We start from the raw sequence: 24283 nt of genomic DNA on the forward strand, positions 1-24283 counted from the left end.
TCCCTGTCCCCCCTTAATCTTCCTGGAAGGCAAAGCCAATGGCTGCCACTACGATTATTCCGACAATGCAGGCGAGCTGCCCGTAAATCCCCGGGCCTCCGGGACTAGCCGCCACCCCGGCCGCTGCCGCTTTCATGGCTCCGGACGCCAACATGAAGTTATGACAAAAGGCAGCGCCAACAATCATACCTACCACAACCGCAGCTGCATCGGTATCTCCCTCTCCGGACAGAATCAATTGTCGCAAAGGACAGCCGCCCAATAGGGTAGCCGTCATTCCCACCAGGTAAAGCCCAAGGAAATTCCATAAGTGCATGGTATGAGCCACCGGCTGTGGAGCAAAACCAGTTTTGAAGAAACCCAAAGCTATATTTAAAAGCAGGGCACCTATAAATATACCGATAAAGCCCAGTAAGAGGGTATTATCCCGGATCAGCATAAAGTCTCTGATTCCACCGCTCAAGCAGAGACGAACCCGCTGGGCCAGTATCCCCACTAAAAGCCCGGCGCCCAGGCTGAAAGCCAGCGGAGCATACATACTGCCTGGTCCTTCGGCACTGAAGAACAAGGGTCCCCCTGCATCGGGATTGAAGACCGTGGCCTTTAATAATAGAAATAAGAAAAAGGCCATAATAAGGGGAAGGACAAGTCCTCCTGCTTGAGAATGGCTATATTCAGCCCGTCCCAGGTTGAAACCTCTTTTCAAAAAGAAAACTCCCGTTCCCACTCCAAAAATAAAACCGATAAAACCTACTACCGCGTTGTAATCTCCCCCGGCCATACGCAGTACATCCCGCAAGGGACAACCTAAAAATACCAGAGCTCCGATCATCATGAATACTCCCAGGATAAAGCGCACGAAAGTGGCCGAGCCTCCCCGGGATTTGAACTCCCCGGCAAAAAGAGAAGCCAGCAGAGCACCCAGAACCAACCCAATGATTTCCGGCCGCATGTATTGAACCACACCTGCACGGTGCAATCCAATCGCCCCAGCAATGTCCCGTTCAAAACAAGCGATACAGAAACCCATGTTGGGCGGATTCCCCAGTTTGACTAGAGTTACCGCAATAGCCCCAATTAGCAAACCAACCGTCAGTACATACCATTTTGTCCTATCCAAAACAATCTCTCTCCCTTCCAGTATAACCTATCGTTATACTTTTAATGTTATATAGTGATAATTCGCTATGCTATTAATTTTTCCTGCTTGGAGAGAAAATTTTTCGAAGATTTTGTTGGAAAAGCGAAAAAGGCCTGTCTCCCATGGCCTGGGGCCTCAACCACCGATGAAAAGTGAGTTAGTAGGCGTTTGAATAGTAAGATGTAGTAGGAAATAACTTAAACCCCTCACCACTTACTCCTCACTTTTCTTACTAATCACAATTGAACTATCATAAACAGCGGGCAAGAGGAATAAAGACGCAAAAAAGCACATTAAATTGTGCTTCTAAAAAGTCCTTCTCTGATTGTAAAATTATTTTAAAAACCTTTAATTATCTGTTGCATCACTTTCTGTTCTTATCGCAATGCCCTTAAAATCACAGGGCTCTCCTTCTCTGATTTCCCTCTGCCGCCGTCGGCAATAGCCAGCACCCATACAGTAGTTGCCCCCTTCAATACGAATAGCTCTACCACTGCTCAAGGCATAGGCAATTTTAGCCCGGGCTTCAACCAGTATCCTCTGAAAGGTAGGACGGGAAACTTGCATTCTTCTGGCGCAGTCCTCCTGCTCCAGGCGCAAATAATCCTTCAAGCGGATGGCCTCCAGTTCCTCCACTTTTATCTGTACTTCTTCCAAACGAGACAAAGGTATACCTGCTGGTTTGAAACACTCCACCCGGGGCATGTATTCAACTCGGCGACACCTGGGTTCCCGTGCCATCTCCTTCTCTCCTGTTCTTATCTATTTAGCCAGGCCATTTGGAGCCTTTGCTTGGTTTTGATTCTAGCCAGGTTTTGAACATATGTCAACGCAAGCAGGACTAAAGGAGGCTTAAGCCCAGAACCTCATATATAGGTAAATGGTGGAAAGGATAATAGATAATATCATCAGCGGAAAGCCCAGCTTCATGAAGTCTAAAAATCTTATAGTATTACCATATCTTTCTGCCAGGCCAGCCACAATCACATTGGCCGAAGCTCCTATCAGGGTACCGTTCCCCCCCAGGCATGAACCCAGGGCCAGAGACCACCACACCGATTCCATAGGCATCGCAGTCATTTCCCCGATGCTTTGTAAAAGAGGAATCATGGTGGCTACAAAGGGAATATTATCAACAAAAGCCGAACCAACCGCCGATGACCATAATACCAACATACCGGTTCTAAAGGGGTTGTCCCCAGTTATCGCCAGAGCTTCACGAGCGACTAGATCAATAACTCCATTGACCTCCAGTCCGCCCACTATCACAAAGAGCCCCGCAAAGAAAAATATGGTAGGCCATTCCACACTCAATAACGCTTCCTCCGGTTCTACTTTAGTCACCAGCAAAAGTAGGCCCGCACCAGCTAAAGCTATGGTGGCCGATTCCAAGTGCAAATATTGGTGCAAGATAAAACCTAGCATAGTCAAGCCCAATACCAGGAGGGATTTTTTGAGAATGGCCCATTCTTTAATAAACTCTCTTTCGTCAAGTTCCATAACCCGGGCAATTTTATCTTCATCAGCTACCAGATCTCGACGAAAGATCAAATGTAGGCAGGCAATGGTCACTATCAGGATAATAATTACCGGCAAGGCCAGGTTATTGATGAAATCCATGAAACCCAGACCGGTAGCGCTACCAATCATAATATTGGGGGGATCACCAATCAGGGTAGCGGTACCTCCAATATTCGATGCCAGTATCTCCGTAAACAAGAAGGGCAGAGGGGAAATTTCTAAGCGGTCGGTAATAGCAAAGGTTACTGGTACCATCAGCAGTACCGTGGTCACATTGTCCAAGAGGGCTGAAGCTATCGCTGTAACCAGAGCCAGGATTACCATTATATACAAGGGGTTGCCCCGGGCCAGTTTGGCCGACTTTATAGCTAAATATTCGAAAACTCCGCTTTTTCGAGTTATACCCACAATAACCATCATACCTATTAACAGCCACAGGGTGTTAAAATCTATGGCTTCTATCGCTTTTGCCTGGCTTATAACCCCCAGAGAGATTACCAGGACTGCAGCCACCCAGACTACTACAGAACGGTGCACTTTCTCAACAATAATAAAGACATAAGCCAGCAAGAATATTACTATGGATAGCCAGAAATTAGACACTTCATTTCCCCCAAACAATTAAAAAAATCTTCCACAAAAATAAAAACGGTAGCCTCTAAAAGGCTACCCCCCCTGGTAAGCCGGTTTCTCACAGCAGAATCATCATATCACGCTTATAGCTGTGACTTAGACCACTCTGCCTGGCTGCCCTGGCTTTCGCCAAAAGCGCCTTGACCGTAAAACTTATTCATATATACAATTATTATAACATAAAGCCGTTGGCTTGAAAAGTTAGAAATACCAGTTGTTTAGCATTCAATCCGGTTGCGGCCTTTCCTCTTGGCCCGGTACAGCAACTGGTCGGCCCTTTCTATGTAATCGACCATCTCTTCTCCCTGATGCTGGCTTATTCCAATACTTACGGTGATTCCTTCCTTACTATCCTCGAAGCCCTCTATTTCAACCTGCCGGCGGATTCTTTCCCCCACCTGCCGGCCGTTATTAAGATTGGTCTGCGGTAGGATAATGAGGAATTCTTCTCCTCCATAGCGCCCGGCTATATCAATATTGCGCAGGTTTCTCTTTATTATTTGGGCCACCTCCACCAGCACCACATCCCCTACCTGATGACCGAATTCATCATTAATGCTCTTGAAATGATCGATATCCAGCATCATTATGGTCAACTCTTGCTGGTAGCGATTAGCCCGGGCTATTTCCAATTGCAGCTTTTCCAATACCTGCCGATGATTATAGAGCCCGGTAAGGCTATCGGTAATCGCCTGAACTTGCAGAATTCTATTCAACTCCCGCAGTTGCTGGTTTTTCTCTTCCAGTTCTTCTTTCATCCTTATTCTCTCCGTAATATCATGAAAGACCATTAGCAGCAGTTTTTTATCCCTGAGCTGAATCAAATCAACGGAGAGAAGACCGGGCACTTCCTCACCCGCTTTTGCTATGAACTTACTTTCCCAATTCCTAATCTTCCCCTTTTTCAATAGCATTTCCTGAATCTCTTTTTTCTGAGAAATGCTCAGTATGCCCAGTTCAGAGCAGCTATGCCCTATAACTTCATCCCGGCTGAATCCCAGCGTATTCAAAAAACTCTCGTTAACATCCAGGTAAATCGATTCATCAAAAGCAGTAATACTCATCAAGGTGGGATTTAGACAAAATGCGTGGGAAAATATCTCTTGGGATAGATTCCGTGATATGGCCTGGGATAAGCCCATAAACAGCTTTTTTTCTTCTTGTTGCTCTAACTCAAAGGGAATTCCTTTGCTGGACTTTCCAATCTCTTCCCGAGTTGTTTCTAACTCACTAATGTCATGCAAAGCTACCCCTAGTATACCGGGCAGGGGACTGAAGAATACCAGCAAAAGCCATTTTCCTGACTCTTTAGCATAATACTCCAGCCTTTCCTTATTAGACTCCAGCAAAATATTTTCCAAAAAACCCTGCCCATCAAACCTGCTATCGAATACGCCCGGAAACAATTCCGGGAGCATCCGGTCCATTATTTCCTCTTTATCAAGCCCGGTTAATTTGGTAAAAGCAGGATTAACCATTACTAACTCAGCGTTTTTCGCTCTATCTTCCCGATCCCAGTCTATAATAAAACGGAAAAAAGCCAGGCCGTGATTCAGATTTTCCAGAACAGCCTGGTAAAAGTCCAGGGGAAAATGCATCGCTCTCTTCCTTTCACTGAGGGAAATTTGAGAGTATATATTGTTGTAAATCAGATATGATAATTCCTGTATATTCCTTTTTTATGGAATTATAACACTACTTTGCATATTCTGCAAAGCAAATTAAGTCCCGAATCCTGGGACCAAGTCCATCTATGACATAAATTCTTCTTTGCGCAATAGAAGCCTTATTGTATTATATTTGGAAAAGGATGATTCATGCTTCGATTAGTTTTTATTGCTAACAAAATTAAATTTCTTTAAGCTACTAGAAGGAGCTTTAGTTTGAACCCGCCGCCTGTTTTTGTTAATAGGCGACCGCTTAACGGGGGCCATATTTCGCCTCGTTATAAAATAACATGTTTAGAATTTAAACAAAAAAGGAGACTGGTATATATGATATCGGAAAAAATTCGCCATGATATTAAAAACGCTTCCTGGATAAGGGCTATGTTCGAAGAAGGAAACAGGTTGCGCCAGATACACGGGGAAGACAAGGTCTTCGACTTCAGCCTGGGCAACCCGGATTACGAACCCCCGCTAGCGGTACAGGAAAACCTGCGCAAACTAATAATGGAAGAATCCCAGGGCTTGCACCGCTATACGGCCAATGCCGGTTATCCGGAGGTTAGAGAAAAGATTGCTGCCAAACTGCAGGGAGAAACGGGTAAAGCTCTGACCCTCAATCATATCGTAATGAGCTGCGGAGCCGCCGGGGGCCTTAATGTAGTTCTGAAAACCATCCTTGATCCCGGTGAAGAAGTTATAGTCTTTTCTCCCTATTTTGTGGAATACGGTTTTTATGTGGACAACCATGGGGGCAAAAGCGTGGTTGTGCCTTCCGACCCTAATTTCCTACCGGACCTGGAGGCCCTGGAAAAAAGCCTGAGCCCGCGCTGCAAGGCTATCATACTTAATTCCCCCAACAACCCCAGCGGGGTGGTCTACGGCGAAAGCACCCTTAAAGCCATCGCCGCTATCCTGGAGCAAAAGGAAAAGGAATATGGCCGCAGTATCATGGTTATTTCCGATGAACCCTATACCAAACTGGTCTATGATAATACCGTGGTACCACCGCTGATGAAGTTTTTCCCCCATTGCATTCTGGTCAATTCCTTCAGCAAATCCCTGGCCCTGCCCGGTGAACGCATCGGCTACATCGCCGCCAGCCCGGAAATCGAGGATATAGAAACCCTGATGGCCGGCCTCAGCTTTGCCAACCGCACCCTGGGCTTTGTCAATGCCCCTTCCCTTTTTCAGAAGCTGGTGGCCCTGTCCCTGGATGAGCTTCCCGATACCAGTGAATACCAGCGGCGCCGCGACTTTTTTTACGAGCAACTGACAGCGTTGGGCTTCTCCTGTGTCAAACCGCAGGGGGCTTTTTACCTCTTCCCCCAGTCCCCCCTGCCCAATGATATTGAATTTGTCCAAAAGGCTCTAAAATACAATCTTTTGCTCGTTCCCGGAACTGGTTTTGCCTGCCCGGGCTATTTCCGTATAGCCTATTGTGTAGATTTTAAAACCATCGAGAACTCCATACCCGCTTTTGCCGCCCTGGCAGAAGAGTTAAAAATATAACCCATTGTTGAGGAGGGCAGGGGAGGGTTCTGCACACTTTCATTGCTGCTTGTATCCCCTATCCTCCCGGCAACTGCTGATGCTCCCTATAGCCTGGCAAAAACTATGGGGGTTAAGGAACCCCCACTATTGTTTCAACTGAATTGTATGGAAGCTGTTACCTTACCTTCTTCTGCCCTTATCCGGAAGTTATACTTTCGTCTATTACCCCGCCGTTTCTCAAATGGCTTCTTATCTGCAGCATTTTTTTATCTATCTTTTCTAAAACATCGATATACTGTTTTTCCTGCTCGGATAAGACAATAACTTTATGGATTCCCCCATTTTTTATAACCAGTCTTTTATCTCCCATAAGGGCCAATACCGGATCATGAGTGGAAATCAAAACCAGCTTCTCTTCCTTAAGCAACAACTCGATGGCCTTTTTTCTATCTATACCGGCATTTTCAATTTCATCAATAAGCACAATAGGAGAAAGACTTAAAAGAGCGGTGTCCGCTATCATCAAGGCCCGCGATTGTCCTCCGCTCAATTGCGTAAGCGGGGTATCCTGGGTAAATTTTTCCCCGGCCAGCTCATTAGCGCATTTTACTATCTCTTGAACTATTCTTTCGACATGGTCAATCATTCTACTTTCGGCATGCAGCTTTATAAAATCCTTAACCGAAAGATCCATTACAAAATTCATGTTCTGGGACAATTGAGCAACCAGCTTATTCTCAATGGAAAACCTTCTATTCATATCCGGAATCTCTCCATTGAGCAAAATCTGTCTATTGGTAGGAGTATCTCTCTGTGCCAGGCATTCTATATCCGCTAGCAACCTGCTTTTCCCCGAACCGGTAGGACCTACTATGGATATTACTTCTCCCACTTTTAATTCCAGCTTAATATTTTCCTCCTGGCCAAACTTATCATTACCGCCTATTATAGTTATTGATTCCACGATATTACGGGAGCTTCTTTTTAATGTTTCCATTTTATTGATAAATGCCAGGAAATTAGCTATTAACTGCTCTCCATTAAGACCGGCATCTTCCAGCAGTTCCTGCTTTATATCCCCGGCAAAATCCTTTAAGCTGCGGTTGCTATCAATATCATTTATACCGATGGATATAAAAAAATCTCTGGCATAGTTATATTGTGCCAATAGTTCTCCCAGCTTAAATGAAGCCAGATCTTCTTTTGCCAACATTATACTCCTTTCGTAACTAGAGCTTTATTTTCTTTATATTGCCAGTCTGATACCTTTCCCCTATTCTTATCTCTCCCGTACAATAGGAACAAACTGCCGCGGGCATCGAAAATCTCAGTTTTTTATCTATAACACTTTCATAGTCATTAGCTTCTTTCAGGCGCAGGCTCAAATCATAGGCCCCCTGGCCGGTTATGCCATTAATGAATACTATAGAGGCCCTGGGGCTAGATTGTTTGGCTCTAAAGGCAAATACTTCCCGTTCCGCCTGCGATACTATATCCCCTTTAGTTATTACCACAATATCCGCCAGTCTTAACATAGGCCCGATTTTTTTAGGAGTATTTATACCGGATAAATTATCAATAACGCATATGGCCAATACATCTCGTATATGTGGAGAACAGCGGTTGCATAAGCCGGCACTTTCACTTATAAGCATATCCAGCTTTTCGCTAACCCCCCACTTAACACAATCTTCTATATTGGTCATGTAATAATGATCCGGACAAAGATTGCCGGAAAGGCCAACTTTTACTTTCACCCCTAATTTTTTATACATTTGATCATCATAGGTTGATAAACTGTCAAACTTAACTACGCCTATCTCCAACTGGTCTTTTTTCAGGTATTCAATTGTTTTAATTATGACCGAAGTCTTCCCTGATGAGGGCGGTCCGGAGACCGTAATTATTTTCAACTATTACACTTCCTTATGATTGTGGTTTTTTGTCCCAGCTTTTATGAAATTCTTCCTGCAATTTTTCCCCCAGAGCCGGGATATCATGTGACCTTATATAATCCCAGCCCAACCATTTAAGCTTTGTTCCTTCAGGAATTTTACTTTCAATATTGGCATTAAATACGGCTGCATTAATATCAGCACACATTTGTCCATAAGTGTTTGACACTAGATTAACGAGATAATCCAACTCCTTAACTTTATCCTTCTTAACCAGAAAAGCGATGGGGATTATTAAGGCCCCATCTTCGGGGAGAACTATGGAAACACCTTTGTTTTCACAAAGCTGGGCAAAGGTTAAGGGCATATAGTATATAGCACCCGCTTCCCGGCTGTTAGTACCTGCCATTCTGGCCGCTTTGGCGGCATGATAAATCCCCTTTACATTACGGGCTAGCTTTTCCATGCTTTCCATCCCAAATTCTTTATAAAAATAATACAAGGGATACTCAAATATCCCTTTAGCCTCGTCTCCAAAGGCAATTATGCTGTTTTCATAAATGGGATCAAGCAAATCTCCCCATTTTTGGGGCCGGGGCAAATCCCCCAGTTTTTTCTCGTCTATTAAGAAGACCATGGCCAGCCCCGCATTCAGGGTATAACTATCATCCATGTATTCCTGCCGATTTCCCTGCCTGGCATCCAATACACTGGTAAAATATCCCTGGCTTACATACTTATCTATGAAACGCTTATCATATATCTCGTCAAAAGACATTGACATTATAATATCCGGCAATTTATCGATACTCTCGCTATCATGAAAATTTTCAAATTCATGCGGGGCATGACAACCATCTACAATAAATACATTGGGCATCTCTCCCGTTAGCTTTTGGCGGGCCTTTACAGTCTCCATCAACTCTTCCTTAAAATGCTCACTAACCGCACATGCCGTTTTCACCAGCAGGTTTACCGGCAGATCCGGATTATAATAATCATATTGCAGTCCCTCCATTTGACAGCCATCGCCAATCCTGGAATTTATCATATTAATGAAGAGTTCTGCATTCAGACCTTTTACCGTTAAAACTGTACGCAACATGGTATCTTTTCCTAATGAGCGCACTAACTCTGCCACAGAACTGTAATTAAATCCGCTCTCCCAGAATAGCTCATACAATTCGGGATGATTTTTCAAGATATCACCAATCTTGTCTTCCGCAGTTACCAGCATCCTAATCACTCCTTCGATAGTATTACCCGGCACCCAACCTTAAGCAGGAGCCGGGCAGATCCTGTTCAGTTATTTTCGTAACGCATTACTCATGAGTTCATCTAAATCCTGCTCTGATAAATCATAGGAATAGAACAATTTATAGAATTCTTTGGTCTCCTGTTTTATATCAAAATTGAATTCTTCCGGATAAAGCAAATTGCCCAGCCATTTTATTCCCAGTATGCGAGCTACTGATGGTGGCTGGCCAAACCAGCTAAATGGCGCGCATGGTATTTCATACACTTGTTTGTTTTTCACCGCTTCCAAATTATTAAGGCTGCTGTTTTCCAATATCTTGCTGCGTAAAGATGAACTTCCTCCTTCTCCTCCTCGTGCCTCAACTTTATTGCTTACTACTAATTGTGGGTCCCACTTAATCAACTGCTCCATTGATAAGCGGGAGCTTTGGTAAGGGCTACCCACTTTTATATCAGCTATATTTCTCCCTCCTACTATTTCAATGAGTTCTGAATGTATATTTCCTGCTGCATAGGTCATTAAACCGTCTTCACCACAAGCATAATATACCCTTAATCTCGAATCTTCCGGTATTTTGCCGGCAATTTTTTCAGCTTCGTTAAGGGTATTCTTACAATACTCGCCTAATTCCTTAGCCTTTTCTTCTTCGCCTAATAATTTACCCATAAACTCATATGCTGCCGGTGCATTCTTAAGGTTTCCATCGACCATAACAATGGGTATTCCCAGTCTATTCTGGGCTTCTTCCACCTTAGATTTCCAGGAATCATTAATAATTCCCGCATAAATTATTATGTCTGGAGCTATCTTTAATATATCTTCTTCATTGGCAGTATCACCCATAATGTAAGTACCCAATACAGGTAAATCGTGATGTTCTTTAATAGTGTATTTTTTCTCCAATTCTGATAATTTGAAGTTTTTAGCAACAAGTTTATGTGGATTGATGGTATATACCATAACAGTTCCGATGGGAACCGCTGAATATATTTTCGTAATTTCTTTGGGAACAATCAGTTCTCTCCCTGACATGTCAGTTATGGTAATGGTAGTACTCTCTTTTTCTGCATTGGAATTGCTTACTTTTTCCGCACCCGAACAACCTGCTAATGCAGTAACTATTAATAATAGTGAAAGAACCATTGCCAGCGTCTTATGCTTAAACCCTTTCTTAACCATTTGCCTCATACCCCTTTCTATTCATTCGAAAAACTCAAGGCCTCGTCCTAAAGAAATACTGAAAAAAATAATGTTTTACTACCACCCCCTCTGGCAGCTGGTACGGCATATTTTCTAAAAACAAAAAACAACGGAGATATCCAGGTTTTGTACCGTTTTATTTGTTTATATTACTGTATAGCATCCCACATCTACTATTTCTGTTTGTTTTTGTTGCTTATTATTTATTTCTAGGGTATTTTCGATTTTCCTGCTAAATTATGTGTTTACACAAAAGGTATAATTGAGGAAGGCAGCGGGGCAAAATTCAAGCCTAAAAAACCCAGCTTTAGCTTTCCATTATCACTTTATGAAAAGCTAAACCCCAGCTGCAGCTGGGGTTTGCCAATACCATTGAATATTCTTTTTCCAATTCTTAAAGCATCAGGTAGTAGGGAATCTTAAAGCCCTGGTGATCAAACTGGCCGGAAGCCAGCAATACATCAAACAACTGGCCGGTATCCAGGGCTACTTTTCCCCTGGCGCTAATGCTACTGCAGATATATTTAGCCGCCGAACCCGCGGAAACCAGGGCCAGTTCAAATGAATAATAATAGCTTTCCTGGATTACCTCCTCGATATTATTCATACCGACCCGGGAGATGGCTCCCACAATATCGCAGTTATTGGCAGTTAAGAATTCAGCAAACTCGGCAGCCCGGTTGCCTATAAGTAAGACTCTCGGTTTGGAATAGGGCAGGGAATAGCGCTCCCTGAGCCCCGGATACTGATCCGGCAGAAGAATTTGCCGCAGTAGTCCGGAAGCGTGAATCATATAATGGGCAGCGGAATCACAGAAACGCATAGCATTTAATGGTATCTGTAATTTCTCCAGAACCTTAAAAAGGGTGGTTTGGAAACCCTGAATCAGCCTAATATGGGCGGCGGAGCGCCCCGGGCGGTTGGTAGTTGGAATCCCCACCAGGGTAGCCGAATGCAAAGCCTTGATCAAGTAATCCTGGGCTCCTTTATCCGGAAACTGAACCCCGGAAAGACTCAAAAAATCTTCCCAGCGACTTGCCTCATTATCACCATCCCCCAGCTCCGGATCATGAGAGAGAGCTGCCATCAGGCCAGCCCATTTCTTTAGCTCCAGATTAGTGGGAAAAACAATATCCTGAGCCAGAATAATCAGTTCCGAGTCCCCCAGGCGAATAAGAGAAAATCCCTGTTGTTGTCCCAGAGCGTAAAATATATGCTCTCCCAGTTCCGCCATATCCATAATCCGGGACTCCAATATGGCATGTTCCCTTAGCACCTCATCCCTTTTGCCCGGCGCCTTAAACTTGCTCCAGCTACGGGACCTTATCTTAAACCCGGCCCTGCCATACCCGCCCGGCAGGGCAATCTTTCCATAACCTGCAGTACTTCCATCAATTTGGGGATCAGATAGATTCAGTTTCAATCCCCGGCTATACCCATATTTCAGCTGCATAAGCCATCCCCTTTCACCCTTTCACCAACCCCAACCCGCTCTGAATTATCCCTCCCTAATAGCTAATATATACAATCATGGGAAAAGGAGTTACCACTCATGCTGGAGCCAGGAATACCCCAAACAGACGAGTATTACCAAGTAGCGCATATAAAGCTGGAGGTAAAATAACTGATAAAGGACCGGTTATTCCCGAAAATCCTAATTAAACCGACCAAGCCCATCATTATGCCTAAAAACCTTGCAGCCGATTTCTAATACTCGTCCTTTTGAATTTATTTGCGTTCTCCTAACGATGAACCCTTCCCGGATGTACGAGAAGGGTTCATTATGTGATCATGCTCCAGCTCCAGTTGAAAAAATTGCCAGACTGGCATTATCTTAGAACATGTGCTTTTTCCTCCCTAATCCCCCATTACGCTTTTAACCAGGTTACGGGGCTTATCAACATCATTACCACGGAAGAGTGCCATATAATATGCAAAAATCTGCAAGGGAACAACGGCTACGATGGGAGCCAGCATAGGATTTATCCGTGGCAAGAGAATTTTTTCATCACATTCCTGGCAGTGCTCCTGCAGGTTTTCCTTGCAGATAGCCAATACCACCGCTCCCCGGGCTTTGATTTCTTTGATGTTGGACATGGATTTATCCACCAATTTATCCTGGCTGATCAGGGTCAGTACCGGTACTCCCTGCTCGATAAGGGCCAGCGGGCCATGCAAGAGCTCACCGGTTGCATAGGCTTCGGCATGGACATAGGAAGTCTCCTTGAGTTTGAGAGCTCCTTCCATGGCTACGGGATAATCCAAGCCACGACCCAGGAAAAAGATGCTCTGCACTTTGTGATATTTCTCGGCCAGTTCCTTGATATGCTGCTGTTCTTGCAAGACACTTTCTACCATAGCATCCACGCCCAGAAGTTCGTTGGCCAGGCCTTCGAGTTCCACCGGATTATAGCTATCTCTCAAGGAGGCCAGATACAAAGCCAGCAGGTACATAATAAGCAGTTGAGCAGAATAGGCCTTGGTGGAAGCAATCGCTATTTCCGGGCCAGCGTGGGTGTAAATCACCCGCTCCGCTTCCTGGGCGATAGTACTCCCCGGCACATTGGTAATAGCCAGAACCTTGATGCCGTTATGCCGGGCTTCTCTCAGGGCAGCCAGGGTATCGGAAGTTTCACCCGACTGGCTAATTACTATTACCAGGTCATTGGGGTTCCACAATACCTCACGATAACGGAATTCGGAAGCCAGGTCGATTTCAACCGGGATGCGAGCCAGTTTTTCTATAACTAGGCGGCCTACCATTCCCGCATGATAGGATGTCCCACAGGCGGCAATAATTATCTTGCCGGTATTTTTAAATACGTTATCAAATTCTAAATCGGGAAAATCCACCCGGCCGTCTTTTATTCTTCCGGCCAGGGTTTTGCGGATGGCTTCGGGCTGCTCATGAATCTCCTTGAGCATAAAATGCTCGAACTCGCCTTTTTCAATTTCACTCATATATTAACCTCCAATTTTGTTTATATTTGGGGTTATTTAAAAACTATTACACAACTTTTTTCATTTCGATGTTCATTTGATTCTCAAAATTCAAGAAGCAACGAGGCGGATTAGCTTTCCCTCGCTTTTCCACGCAGGGCTTTTGTCACCCGCATTACTGCGGGTCTTTGTAGCCATGCTGACGGTGGTGGTCACCGGGGGGCATCCGCCGACAAATTCGATAAACCCCCTCCTCGTCACCCGGCACTCCGATGCTCACCTATATTATGAATTAATCAGCAAAACTCTATGCTAATGCATATCCAATAATACATAGCATCTTCTGACTGCCGGGGCAGGCGCTAAAATGAGCTTTGGCGTTAGGCCTGAGCTCTTTCTATGCTTTGTTTTATTTCAGCAATCACCTCCTCCAACAGGTACTGCTCTGGACCCTGGGCCATTATCCGGACCACAGGCTCGGTTCCCGAGGGCCGGACTACCAGTTTGCCCCATTCCCCCAGCCTCTCCTCCGCCTGCTTCAGGGCTTCCTGCACCAGAGGATGAGCCAGGATTTTATCCTTGTTTTCCATACGCAGGTTAACCAGTAATTGGGGCTGTTTCTCCAGGCCCCGAGCCAGTTCAGACAGGGTCAGGCCGGAACGCCGGAGAACTTCCGCCACCTTCAATGAGGTCAAAAGGCCGTCTCCGGTAGTGGCATGCTCCAGAAAGATTATATGTCCGGATTGTTCCCCACCCAACAGGGCGCCGCTCTCCTTCATTTTTTCCAAAACATAGCGGTCGCCGACTTTACAACTAGCCACCTGAATATTCTCGCGGCGTAAAGCTATATCCAGGCCTATATTGCTCATAACTGTAGCTGCCACCAGCGGGGGATTCAATTCCCCCCGGCTGTTCATATCCAGAGCGCAGATCATTATAATATGGTCTCCATCCAGCTCGTTACCTCTTTCATCAACAACTATACAGCGGTCAGCATCACCGTCATAGGCAATGCCCATGTCCGCTTTATGTTCCACCACCGCTCTTCGGAGCCCTTCAGTATAGGTGGAGCCGCAGCGCTCGTTGATATTTACCCCATTTGGGTAGTTGTTTATGGCTATAACCTGGGCCCCCAAACGACTCCATAATTCCGGGCCAGTGGAATAGGCTGCGCCGTTGGCACAATCAACAACCACAGTTATGCCCGCCAGGTTCTGGTCCTGGGAATAACAGGAAATAAGATAATCCAAATAGTTGTTTCTGGCCTCAGCTACCAGGTAAACCCTTCCCACATCTTCACCCTGGGGGCGCTGGAGTTCCTGGGTTCCTGCTAAAACCAGTTCTTCGATTTCCTCCTCCAGTTCATCGGGAAGCTTGTAGCCACTGGGGCCGAAAAACTTGATACCGTTGTCTTCCAGTGGATTATGCGAAGCCGATATTACCACTCCGCAAGAAGCTTGGTATCTTTGGGTAAGGAAGGCAACTGCCGGAGTAGGAAGTATTCCTACCGTCAATACATCTGCTCCAGTGGAGCAAATACCGGCTATTAAGGCCGCTTCCAGCATGTCGCCTGAAATCCTGGTATCCTTTCCCACCAGTATCCGGGGTCGTTTACTGGCCTCATGACGCGCCAGAACATAACTACCGGCTCTACCCAGTTGAAAAGCTAATTCGGGTGTAAGTTCCAGATTGGCCACACCTCTTACTCCATCTGTTCCAAATAGTTTACCCAACGCTTACTTCCTCCCCATTATAATCATCTCTTTAGAAAACCCAGCTTTTGTCAATAATCATCACTGCAAAATTATACTTCACAAGTAGCCGGATTTCAATATAAAACAAGCCATAAACCTTTGTTGCTTTCTTTCCAATTACAGGATATTACCCTTTATTTTCCATGTATCCCAATACTAAGCAGAAGTTTACTCTGGGGCTAGCCATGAAAATTCTCTATCCTCACTCCTTAAAGTTCCCGGGCATTACAAACACTATTACTATTTACCCTGGCTTTTTGTGCAGGTTTTTGGTAAGTGGAAATTATTTTCTCGGCTACTTTCAAACCATCTATGGCGGAGCTGATTATTCCCCCGGCATACCCAGCTCCTTCGCCACAGGGATAAAGGTTGTCAATATCCAGCGAGCATAATTTTTCCTGGCGCAGAATCCGCAGTGGTGCTGAAGTGCGTGTTTCCACTCCGGTTATAACCGCCTTTTCGCTTATGAAACCGCGCAGCTTTTTTCCCCAGGCCTCTATCCCTCGCTGCATAGTATGGCAGATTTCAGCTGGAAACAATTCCCAGAGGTTGGCGGCTTTTACCCCGGGTTGATAAGTGGCCAGGGAGCCTTCCAGGGAGTAGCTAGGAAGCTGAACCAGAAAATCTTTTAAATACTGAGCTGGGGCACGGTAGTTGCCGCCTCCCATGATAAAAGCCTGTCTTTCCAGCTTCTCCTGAAACTCCAGGCCTCCCAAAGTCTGATTGTCCCAATCGGCCGGGTTTACCCCCACTACCAAAGCACTGTTGGCAACACCGCTGTTCCGTGCCCGGTAACTCATTCCGTTGGTTACCAGTTGACCGGTTGCAGAGGAAGCACCAATTACATAACCGCCCGGACACATGCAGAAGCTATAACAGGGTCGCCCTTCTTTTTCGTGGTGGCTTAGATTGTATTCGGCAGCACCTAGACGCGGGTGCCCGGCATATTTCCCAAATTGAATGCGATCAATCAAGGACTGGGGATGCTCAACCCTCACTCCTACCGCAAAGGCCTTGGGGATAAGGCTTACCCCCCGGCGATAGAGCAGGCGGTAAACATCACGCGCACTGTTTCCCACCGCCAGCACCAGCAGAGAGCAGGGTACCTCCGTTTCATGGTTTATTATTATGCTTTCTAGTCGCGAATGGTTAACTTTTATGTCGGTTAAACAAGCATCAAAATAGCACTCGCCACCCAGGCCAAGTATCTCCTGCCGCATATTCTTTACTACCTGCCGGATGACATCAGTCCCAACATGAGGCTTCTTTACATAGAGTATTTCCTCATCGGCGCCAAACTCTACAAAACTACGCAAAACATAGTTAATCCGTTTATCGTCAATGCGAGTGGTAAGCTTGCCATCGGAAAAGCTGCCGGCTCCACCCTCACCAAATTGTACATTGGAGCGGGGATTTAGCTCGGCCTTTTTCCAGAATCTCTCCACGCTTTTAACCCGGCGGTCGATATCCTGCCCCTGTTCCAACAGTACCGGTCGATAACCATGACGAGCTAGATACAGGGCACAAAAAAGGCCGGCCGGGCCTGCCCCTACTATGAGAGGTGATTGGGTCAGGCCTTCTGTACCAGGGGTGAGATGGATAGCTCCTGCCTGTTCCTCAGGCTCGATTACTTTGGCTATTTTTTCTGGAAAAGACAGTTTATCATCAACTTCCAGATCAATAATATAGGAAAAGCAAATCCTCTTTTTTCGGGCATCTATGGACTTCCTTACCAGGCGTAAAGAACGGATCTCACTTTTGGCTATGGTTAAACGGCGAGCAGCTGCCTCCTTTAGCTGCTTTTCACTATGATTAAGCGGCAATATCAACTCTCTCAGGCGGATAATCATTCCTGCTTACCCCCTTTTTCATCTATCTTACCTATATCCACATATATCAAAACCCGGGAAGGAAAAGCCTTTATTCCCTCGGGAACCATTAATTCCAGCTCCTGGCTAAAGGATTCCTTTCTCCCTTCCAGCTCCAGTACTTCAGTATTTACTTCTTGGATAGCAGCAACTTCACTCTCTGCTCCCAGGATAGTTATGAAATCCGGCTCCATCTGCAACTTGCGAAGTTGATAACCTTCGGCGGTATTGCCGCTGCTCACTAGCTTGACACCAACCTTCTGCTCCGCTTTCTTCCGGCTGAGGACAACATTAACCTTGACTTTCTCAGGAATCAGCCGTATTCCTTCATTGATTTTCCTGCCCCCGGCATCTAGTGCCAGCAACGGGGAATAAAAGGAAGTGATTCCCTCCCGGTTCTGCAGGGATATCTGGCATTTGACCGTCTTCACTTTTTTTATGGCTTCTTCTTCCCCTTGTAACAAGCATCTTTCCGGTGTAATCACTACATCCAGGACTTCATAAGCAGGAGAAGGAGGCTTAAAAATCTCATATTTAATCGCGAGTTCTTTTTCCTGAACTGCTTTAAGTACAACTTCAACCTTGTCCGGCTCCACTGTAGCAAACAGGGCCCCCTTGACTACCTTCACATTGACCGGAAGTTCATATACGCCTTCCCCCAAACCACTTAGATCCACATAAGCAACAGTATCGCTGTTCCTTTTTAGTGAACCCCATATGCGCAGCGAAACCGTATCCGGACCACTAACCGTCAGTCCCTCGCCCAGGTTATGATATTTGAGGGGTGTCTTGATAAGCTCTTGCGGAGTAGTGGTAGCGCCCTGGCTGACCACATACAGCCAGAGCAAGATTGCGATAATCAAGGATATCAGTTTAAGTCCGGTTCTCTTTTTTGGGTCCTTTAATGCGGAATTCACCAGCCCACCTCCTCTTGACGACATCACTCCATTTCTCCCGGGCCAATAATTCTCTCCCCAGAATCTCTCTAAGGCTCAAAGGGTCCAGGTGACGCTGTATCTTGCCCTCCTGGGCCAGCGAAATAATACCCGTTTCTTCAGAGACTATTACCGCTATGGCATCAGAAAGCTCTGTTATTCCCAGGGCAGCCCGGTGGCGTGTCCCTAATTCCTTGTCCAAATTGGGATTGTCGCTTAAGGGGAGGAAACAGGCTGCCTTTTTTATCCGGCTATTGGAGATGATGCAAGCTCCATCGTGCAGCGGCGTGTTAGGAACAAAAATGTTTATAAGCAGCCCCGCCGAAACCAGAGCATCAAGGTCAACACCGCTTTCCAAATACTCCGCAATTCCCGTTTCCCGGATCAGAACCAGGAGTGCCCCTACCCGGTTGCGGGAGAGGATGTCAGCAGCCTCGCCTATCTCGTTAATAATGGCCTCATATTCCTCCATTTCAACTTGCGAAGTACTCAGGCTAAAGAACTTCCCTCGTCCTAACTGTTCCAGCAATCTCCTCAGCTCAGGTTGAAACACTATGGGTAAAGTAATAGCAAATACTATCCATAGTTTCTCCATCAACCAGTTAACCATATCCAATTCCAATGCACTGGCCAGCACCGAAAAGACCAGTAATAATACCAGTCCCTTCAGCAACTGTTCCGCCCTGGTTCCGCTTATCCAGCGCAAAATCCGGTAAACCACATAAGCTACTATAATAATATCCACCAGGCTGCGGATAATATCCCAGGGGTTGGCAAATACCCCGGAGAGAAAGCTTAAATCCAAATTATTTTCCTCCATTGAAAAATGAATTAGCAGCTGCTTTAACAGTAAGATATAAAAGGAAATAGCCTTAACACCTTACCCTAACGCCTCACTTCCAACGCTTATTCTGTAAATGGGCTGGATATTTCCTGGGGATAATGGAACACGGCCAGAACCCCTTTTTTTACGGAAACTTCCCCGCTTTTCGCGGTAAGTACATTGGATATACCGTAGGGGTTTTCCAGGTTCATCACAATATCCTCAACCTGATACTCAAAACCCTTCTCATATACTCCCTGTGCCTCTTCGCTGAGGGCCAGAACCGATACCAGGTCACCCTGGCAACCTTCAAATACTATGTTTTTCGTTACCAGATACACTACACATTCTGGAGAATAGTGCATGATCCTAATCCCTTGCCGGGCCATTTCCAGCCCGGAAAAGATATTGGCCAGGGTATGATCCAGCCTTTTACCCAGAGTTCCCAATAAAACTATCTCATCAGCGTCAAACCTGTTTGCTATGGAAAGGGCTAGCTGAGTATCGGTATAATCTTTACGCCGGGGATACTTCCTCATCTCTACCTGTTTGGCCGTGAAATACTCCCTAACTTCGGGCCGGATGGAATCAAGGTCTCCAATAATCATGGAGGGAACTACACCCATGGCAAAAGCATAATTGGCCCCCCCATCAGCACATAATACCACATCAGCATTGGAAAAAAGATGATGGTAAAGGTCTATTCTACCGTACTCACCGTTAGCCATTATTACGCATTTCATCTTTTATCTCCTTTTCTTAATCTCCCAAAGTAGGACTTTATTAATTATGACTCCACTGCAAAGTTATTAATATTCATTGGCTTGTATAAATATATCGCTCAACTCCCTTAAAAGCGACCGAAGGGAGCATCAGTAGTGCCCGATAGGGTGCAACCTTAAAAGCGACCGAAGGGTATGTAGGGAACGACCCCCGTGTCGTTCCAAATCAGGCGCAACAACCTTAATAGCGACTGCAAAGCATTGTAAGGGCGGTCTTCGACCACCCGCTTTCACCTTCGCCAGCGTTTTGTATATTTATTCAACCCTTATGCAACAAAAGGGGTTTTTGCAGTGGAATCAATTATGAATAGCAGATATAATACTCTTTAAACAGAAAGTCCGCGCTATTCAATGATTAATATTTTAGCAGATTTTTATCATGCTTAACACATATACAACAACGGCTGTTCTGCAGCAAATAAAATTGACAAACAAAAACTCGTTAATTATAATTCTTATAGTTTTATTACAGCAAAGGAGGGAGCCTGTTGTCCTATATCATCACAGACGAATGTATTTCTTGCGGAATATGTGTGGATGAATGCCCGGTAGAAGCCATTAGCGAGGGTGAAGATAAATTCGAAATCGACCCTGAACTGTGCACGGAATGTGGATCTTGCGCTGATGTCTGCCCCGTAGAAGCCCCGATTCCTGCAGACGACTAAATAACTGCAAGACTATTCATAAACAAAAACCCCTAAAGGGGTTTTTCTTTTTGACTTTTCATTTTGATTGAGTATATTACGGGGACGATTCTTCTGATATATAGTCCCTACGATATATATTGCCCTTTTATAACCATCTGTAATACCTCGCTTAATTCTTCTACCTGGTAAGGCTTAGCTATAACCCCGGCGAACCCCCATTTTTGGTATATTGGTAATATCGAATCATACGCATAGCCACTACTGGCAATTACCTTCACCTGAGGGTCTATTTCCCGCAAAGTTTGCATCGTCTTTTTTCCTCCCATTCCCCCAGGAATAGTCATATCCAGTATTACAGCATCAAAATACCTGGCATTAGCTGCAGCTTGTATATACTTATCTATACATTCCTGGCCATTAGCAACTAGCTCAACTTCATAACCCAGAGAGTTTAACATTTCTTCGACCATCTCCCTAATGCGCAGCTCATCATCCATAAACAGAATTCTCCCGTACCCGGTTACTAATCTATGGTCCTGGCTTACTTCCCCGGATTCATCCTCAGAAGAAGCCGGTAAATATATAATAAATGATGTACCCATCCCTGGTTGCGACTCACAAGTGATATATCCGCCATGCTTGCGTATAATGGAATAGGAGGTGGACAGGCCCAGGCCAGTACCTTCTTTTTTAGTAGTAAAATAGGGATCAAATATTTTGGCTTGATGTTCAAGCGGTATACCGCTTCCCTGATCATGAAAACATAGCCTCACATACTGGCCTTTCTTTAAGGTTAATCCCCCTTCCTCGTTATCCAGGTAAAAATTATCAGCCGTAATCCGGATTATGCCCCCATCAGGCATAGCCTGAACAGCATTTAAAACCAGGTTATTAATCACCTGATTGATTTGTCCTTCGTCAACAAATACATTCCAAAGTTCCTCGGCAATACAGAATTCGCTTATTACACTGGAGCCACAGAGACAGAAGTTTACTGACTGCATCAGGAACTCCTTAATGGAAGTAGTTTTTCTAATTGGTACCCCTCCTTGGGCGAAGGTTAACAATTGTTGGGTAAGTCCTCGGGCCTGCAGCGCAGCTTTTTCCGCCTCCAATATATATTCCCTGCTATCTTGCTTATCCATCCCCACTATCCGAGCCAGGGAAATATTCCCTACAATGATGGTCAAGAGGTTGTTAAAATCATGCGCCAATCCACCAGCCAGAAGGGCCAGCGATTCCAAGCGGCTTACCTTTAATATTTCTTCTTCCATACGGCGCTTTTCAGTAATATCCGCCGCCACAGTCAGTACGCATATTTCCCCGGCAATTTCCAGACGAGCAAATGAACAAAGTCCCCGCCAGGTTCCACCTGATTTTTTATTAAAGAGATCTTCAAAATTCTTAATTAACTTCTCCCGCATAAGGGTTTTTACCACCTGATAGCGGGCTTGAGGATTAACCCAAATATTTAACTCCTTCGCCGTCTTACCTATTACCTCTTCGCGACAGTAACCGAACAACTCCAAGAAAACATCATTGACATCTATATATCGCCCTTCTCTAAGGGTAGTGATAGCTATCATTTCCGGGCTCAATCGAAAGGCGGCGGCAAACTTTTCTTCGGACAATCGCAGTGCTTCCATAGTTGCCTGGTAAGCGCTGATGTTTTCCCCCAATGCCATACCCCCAACCACCTTATCTCCAAGTAGAATGGGAGCACAGTTAAAGTGAATAATCATCTCCTTACTATCTTTGCTCCTGAGAACTACATCATAACTGCTGGATACCCCCTGCTCCAATCTCCAGCGCATTTCCTCTTTTAATTTTTCCTGGTATTTCCCAAAGGACAGATCTAAAACATTCATTCCTATTAATTCTTCAGGCATATAACCCAGCACATCCACAGTCTTTTTGTTGACAAACTCAATAAAGCCTTCACCATTATAAGTAAAAAATAGTTCATTCAGGTTATCAAGCAGCATATTAAGGTAATTCAAGCGCACCTGCAATTGCAGTTCACTTTCAACCATTTTTATTCTCCTTTTAAAATTAAAATATGATAAAAGCCAGCTTCTTTTATCATGTTGGTAGATTATCGCAAACCCGGGAAAGAATTCTGTCTTAATGCTTCGTATAATATAATGGCTACAGAATTGGACAAGTTAAGGGAACGGCCGATGTCCTGCATAGGGATACGAATCTGGGTATCGGGAAAGCTTTTTAAAATAGAAATTGGTAATCCACTGCTTTCCCGCCCGAATACCAGCCAGCTATCCTGGGGGTAACTTACTTGATGGTAGGCTTGTCCTGCCCGGGTAGTGGCCAAATAAAATGCTGCCCCCGGATTTGCCTCCAGCAAATCCCCAAAGCTTTCCCATAGCTGTACCTCAACCTTATCCCAATAGTCAAGACCTGCTCTTTTTAAAAAACGGTCAGCTAGTGAAAAACCCAAAGGTTTAACCAGGTGTAGAGCCGTTTTGGTTAAAGCACAAGTTCTAGCGATATTTCCCGTATTCTGCGGGATTTCCGGCTCCACCAGCACAATCTGCAACCAGGTCCCTCCTAATTTCCATTCTCTACTGGAAAATATTATATATCAATATACTTGTCTTGCCTAGTCGAAAAGTCCCTGAGTTTGCCAGACATAGGTATATTGTCCGCAGGGTAAACTATTCGAAAAGTAAAGGAGCGATCTGCTTGTTGAGGAAGAATAAGTGTCTGGCTATCCTGGTCTCTATCTTGCTTGTTTGCTTCCTGTCCTTTGTTGGCGGCTGCCAGAAGCAAGCGCAAAAGCCGGCCCCCAAGTCCTTAAAACCAGTAAAGCTGGCTCCCGAGGTAAGTAAATATAAGACAGAGCCAAATATCACTCTGTTTCGAAAAGCTACCGGAGAAAAACAGAATTTAAAGCTGGAAGAGTACCTTAAAGGGGTTGTAGCGGCAGAAATCGGACCCAAATATCCTCCGGAAGCACTGAAAGCCCAGGCAATTGTAGCTCGAACCATGACCCTGGCCCTTCTGGAATATGAAAATGGCACGCGGCAAAAGCATAATACCGATGCCAGTGATGACCATACAGAATTTCAAGCCTATGATGAAAAGAAAATTACCCCGGCTATCTCCAAAGCGGTAGATGCCACCCGGGGTCAGGTTCTTACCTATAATGGCAAATTCGTTTATGCTCTCTTCCACTCTCTATCCAAAGACAAGACTGCCAGTATAATCGAGGGCTTTCCGAAATTAAAAAATAAGGCCTCCGCCTATATCGTTCCAGTAAAGACCAATGGGATGAAATATGCCCCGGCTAAATACAAAAGCTGGACAGTAAAAGTGCCCCGCTGGGAAGTGAAAAATATCATGGGGGCTAAAGCCGGTTCTTTGGATGATATAAGAATCAGCAAGAGAGGTCCTTCCGGCCGTGCCCTGACCATAAGCGCCGGCAAGACTTCCATGTCTGCGGCCATGCTCCGCGAGAAAATAGGCTTTGACCGCTTATATTCCACGGTATTAAGCAGCGTAAAGGCAGAGGGCAATAATATAATTTTTAAAGGCAGCGGTTGGGGTCACGGCTGTGGGATGGAACAATGGGGAGCCTATACCATGGCCAAAGAAGGTAAAAAGGTCAACCAAATCGTGGGACATTATTTCCCCAGCACCCGTTTGACCACACTTTATAAATAATGGGACATGGGTAATGGGAAATGGGGATAGGTCCCTTGTCCCAGTGA

At 45.2% G+C, this 24283-nt stretch carries 20 protein-coding genes; 3 read left to right on the forward strand and 17 right to left on the reverse strand.

From position 1 onward, the window contains the following. Positions 1-13 precede the first annotated feature (13 nt). From yedE to SWOL_RS13745, 4 genes are all read right to left on the reverse strand, one after another. Positions 14-1120: a YedE family putative selenium transporter gene (gene yedE / locus SWOL_RS10810; protein WP_011641472.1), complete on the reverse strand. Its 1107-nt coding sequence runs from the start codon at positions 1118-1120 to the stop codon at positions 14-16. A gap of 369 nt (positions 1121-1489) precedes the next feature. Then, positions 1490-1882: a DUF134 domain-containing protein gene (locus tag SWOL_RS10815; RefSeq protein ID WP_011641473.1), complete on the reverse strand. Its 393-nt coding sequence runs from the start codon at positions 1880-1882 to the stop codon at positions 1490-1492. A gap of 111 nt (positions 1883-1993) precedes the next feature. Continuing rightward, a complete protein-coding gene (locus tag SWOL_RS10820; RefSeq protein WP_011641474.1) occupies positions 1994-3265 on the reverse strand; it encodes an ArsB/NhaD family transporter in 1272 nt (423 codons plus the stop codon). 248 nt (positions 3266-3513) lie between these two features. Further along, positions 3514-4893 (reverse strand): sensor domain-containing diguanylate cyclase, encoded by a 1380-nt coding sequence (locus SWOL_RS13745; RefSeq protein WP_011641475.1) that lies wholly within the window; start codon positions 4891-4893, stop codon positions 3514-3516. Between the two features lie 396 nt (positions 4894-5289). Here SWOL_RS13745 and SWOL_RS10830 point away from each other — a divergent pair, with 396 nt between their 5' ends. Beyond that, entirely contained in the window at positions 5290-6471 is a 1182-nt protein-coding gene (locus tag SWOL_RS10830) for a pyridoxal phosphate-dependent aminotransferase (protein WP_011641476.1), read from the forward strand. 178 nt (positions 6472-6649) lie between these two features. Here the strand turns inward: SWOL_RS10830 and SWOL_RS10835 are convergent, their stop codons facing one another. The 11 genes from SWOL_RS10835 to SWOL_RS10885 form a co-directional block, all read right to left on the reverse strand. Then, complete coding sequence (locus SWOL_RS10835; RefSeq protein WP_011641477.1) at positions 6650-7666, reverse strand: ATP-binding cassette domain-containing protein; 1017 nt, start codon at positions 7664-7666, stop codon at positions 6650-6652. Positions 7667-7682: 16 nt separating this feature from the next. Further along, on the reverse strand, positions 7683-8366 hold the full coding sequence (locus SWOL_RS10840) for a GTP-binding protein (protein WP_011641478.1): 684 nt from the start codon (positions 8364-8366) through the stop codon (positions 7683-7685). A 13-nt stretch (positions 8367-8379) separates the two neighbouring features. Continuing rightward, positions 8380-9618, reverse strand: coding sequence for an ABC transporter substrate-binding protein (locus SWOL_RS10845; RefSeq protein ID WP_207635293.1), 1239 nt, complete (start codon positions 9616-9618; stop codon positions 8380-8382). 36 nt (positions 9619-9654) lie between these two features. Further along, positions 9655-10785, reverse strand: a complete 1131-nt coding sequence (locus tag SWOL_RS10850) for an ABC transporter substrate-binding protein (RefSeq protein WP_011641480.1) — start codon at positions 10783-10785, stop codon at positions 9655-9657. A 415-nt stretch (positions 10786-11200) separates the two neighbouring features. Further along, a complete protein-coding gene (locus SWOL_RS10855; RefSeq protein ID WP_011641481.1) occupies positions 11201-12259 on the reverse strand; it encodes a GT-D fold domain-containing protein in 1059 nt (352 codons plus the stop codon). Positions 12260-12663: 404 nt separating this feature from the next. Then, positions 12664-13767 carry a glutamine--fructose-6-phosphate transaminase (isomerizing) gene (gene glmS, locus SWOL_RS10860; protein ID WP_011641482.1) on the reverse strand — a complete coding sequence of 368 codons (1104 nt, stop codon included), beginning with the start codon at positions 13765-13767 and terminating at the stop codon, positions 12664-12666. A gap of 359 nt (positions 13768-14126) precedes the next feature. Next, positions 14127-15479 (reverse strand): phosphoglucosamine mutase, encoded by a 1353-nt coding sequence (gene glmM / locus SWOL_RS10865; protein ID WP_011641483.1) that lies wholly within the window; start codon positions 15477-15479, stop codon positions 14127-14129. A 230-nt stretch (positions 15480-15709) separates the two neighbouring features. Next, the gene (locus SWOL_RS10870) at positions 15710-17350 is read right to left on the reverse strand and encodes an NAD(P)/FAD-dependent oxidoreductase (RefSeq protein WP_011641484.1); all 1641 of its coding nucleotides are present in this window, start codon (positions 17348-17350) and stop codon (positions 15710-15712) included. Beyond that, complete coding sequence (locus SWOL_RS10875; protein WP_041427551.1) at positions 17347-18285, reverse strand: CdaR family protein; 939 nt, start codon at positions 18283-18285, stop codon at positions 17347-17349. The genes SWOL_RS10870 and SWOL_RS10875 overlap by 4 nt, the downstream gene beginning before the upstream one ends. Beyond that, positions 18242-19108, reverse strand: coding sequence for a diadenylate cyclase CdaA (cdaA, locus tag SWOL_RS10880; RefSeq protein ID WP_011641486.1), 867 nt, complete (start codon positions 19106-19108; stop codon positions 18242-18244). Before cdaA ends, SWOL_RS10875 begins: the two co-directional genes overlap by 44 nt. Positions 19109-19209: 101 nt before the next feature. Continuing rightward, positions 19210-19869: a thiamine diphosphokinase gene (locus SWOL_RS10885; protein WP_011641487.1), complete on the reverse strand. Its 660-nt coding sequence runs from the start codon at positions 19867-19869 to the stop codon at positions 19210-19212. Positions 19870-20396: 527 nt separating this feature from the next. Between SWOL_RS10885 and SWOL_RS10890 the strand changes: the two genes are divergently transcribed. Next, positions 20397-20573: a 4Fe-4S binding protein gene (locus SWOL_RS10890; RefSeq protein ID WP_011641488.1), complete on the forward strand. Its 177-nt coding sequence runs from the start codon at positions 20397-20399 to the stop codon at positions 20571-20573. 107 nt (positions 20574-20680) lie between these two features. Here SWOL_RS10890 and SWOL_RS13750 read toward each other — a convergent pair whose 3' ends face one another. After that, entirely contained in the window at positions 20681-22588 is a 1908-nt protein-coding gene (locus SWOL_RS13750) for a PAS domain-containing hybrid sensor histidine kinase/response regulator (protein WP_011641489.1), read from the reverse strand. Positions 22589-22650: 62 nt separating this feature from the next. Then, positions 22651-23109 (reverse strand): tRNA (cytidine(34)-2'-O)-methyltransferase, encoded by a 459-nt coding sequence (locus SWOL_RS10900; RefSeq protein WP_011641490.1) that lies wholly within the window; start codon positions 23107-23109, stop codon positions 22651-22653. Positions 23110-23258: 149 nt separating this feature from the next. Between SWOL_RS10900 and SWOL_RS10905 the strand changes: the two genes are divergently transcribed. Beyond that, entirely contained in the window at positions 23259-24236 is a 978-nt protein-coding gene (locus SWOL_RS10905; RefSeq protein WP_242649327.1) for a SpoIID/LytB domain-containing protein, read from the forward strand. Positions 24237-24283: the final 47 nt, after the last annotated feature.

The sequence above is a fragment of the Syntrophomonas wolfei subsp. wolfei str. Goettingen G311 genome (genome assembly GCF_000014725.1).
Taxonomy (GTDB): Bacteria; Bacillota; Syntrophomonadia; order Syntrophomonadales; family Syntrophomonadaceae; genus Syntrophomonas; species Syntrophomonas wolfei.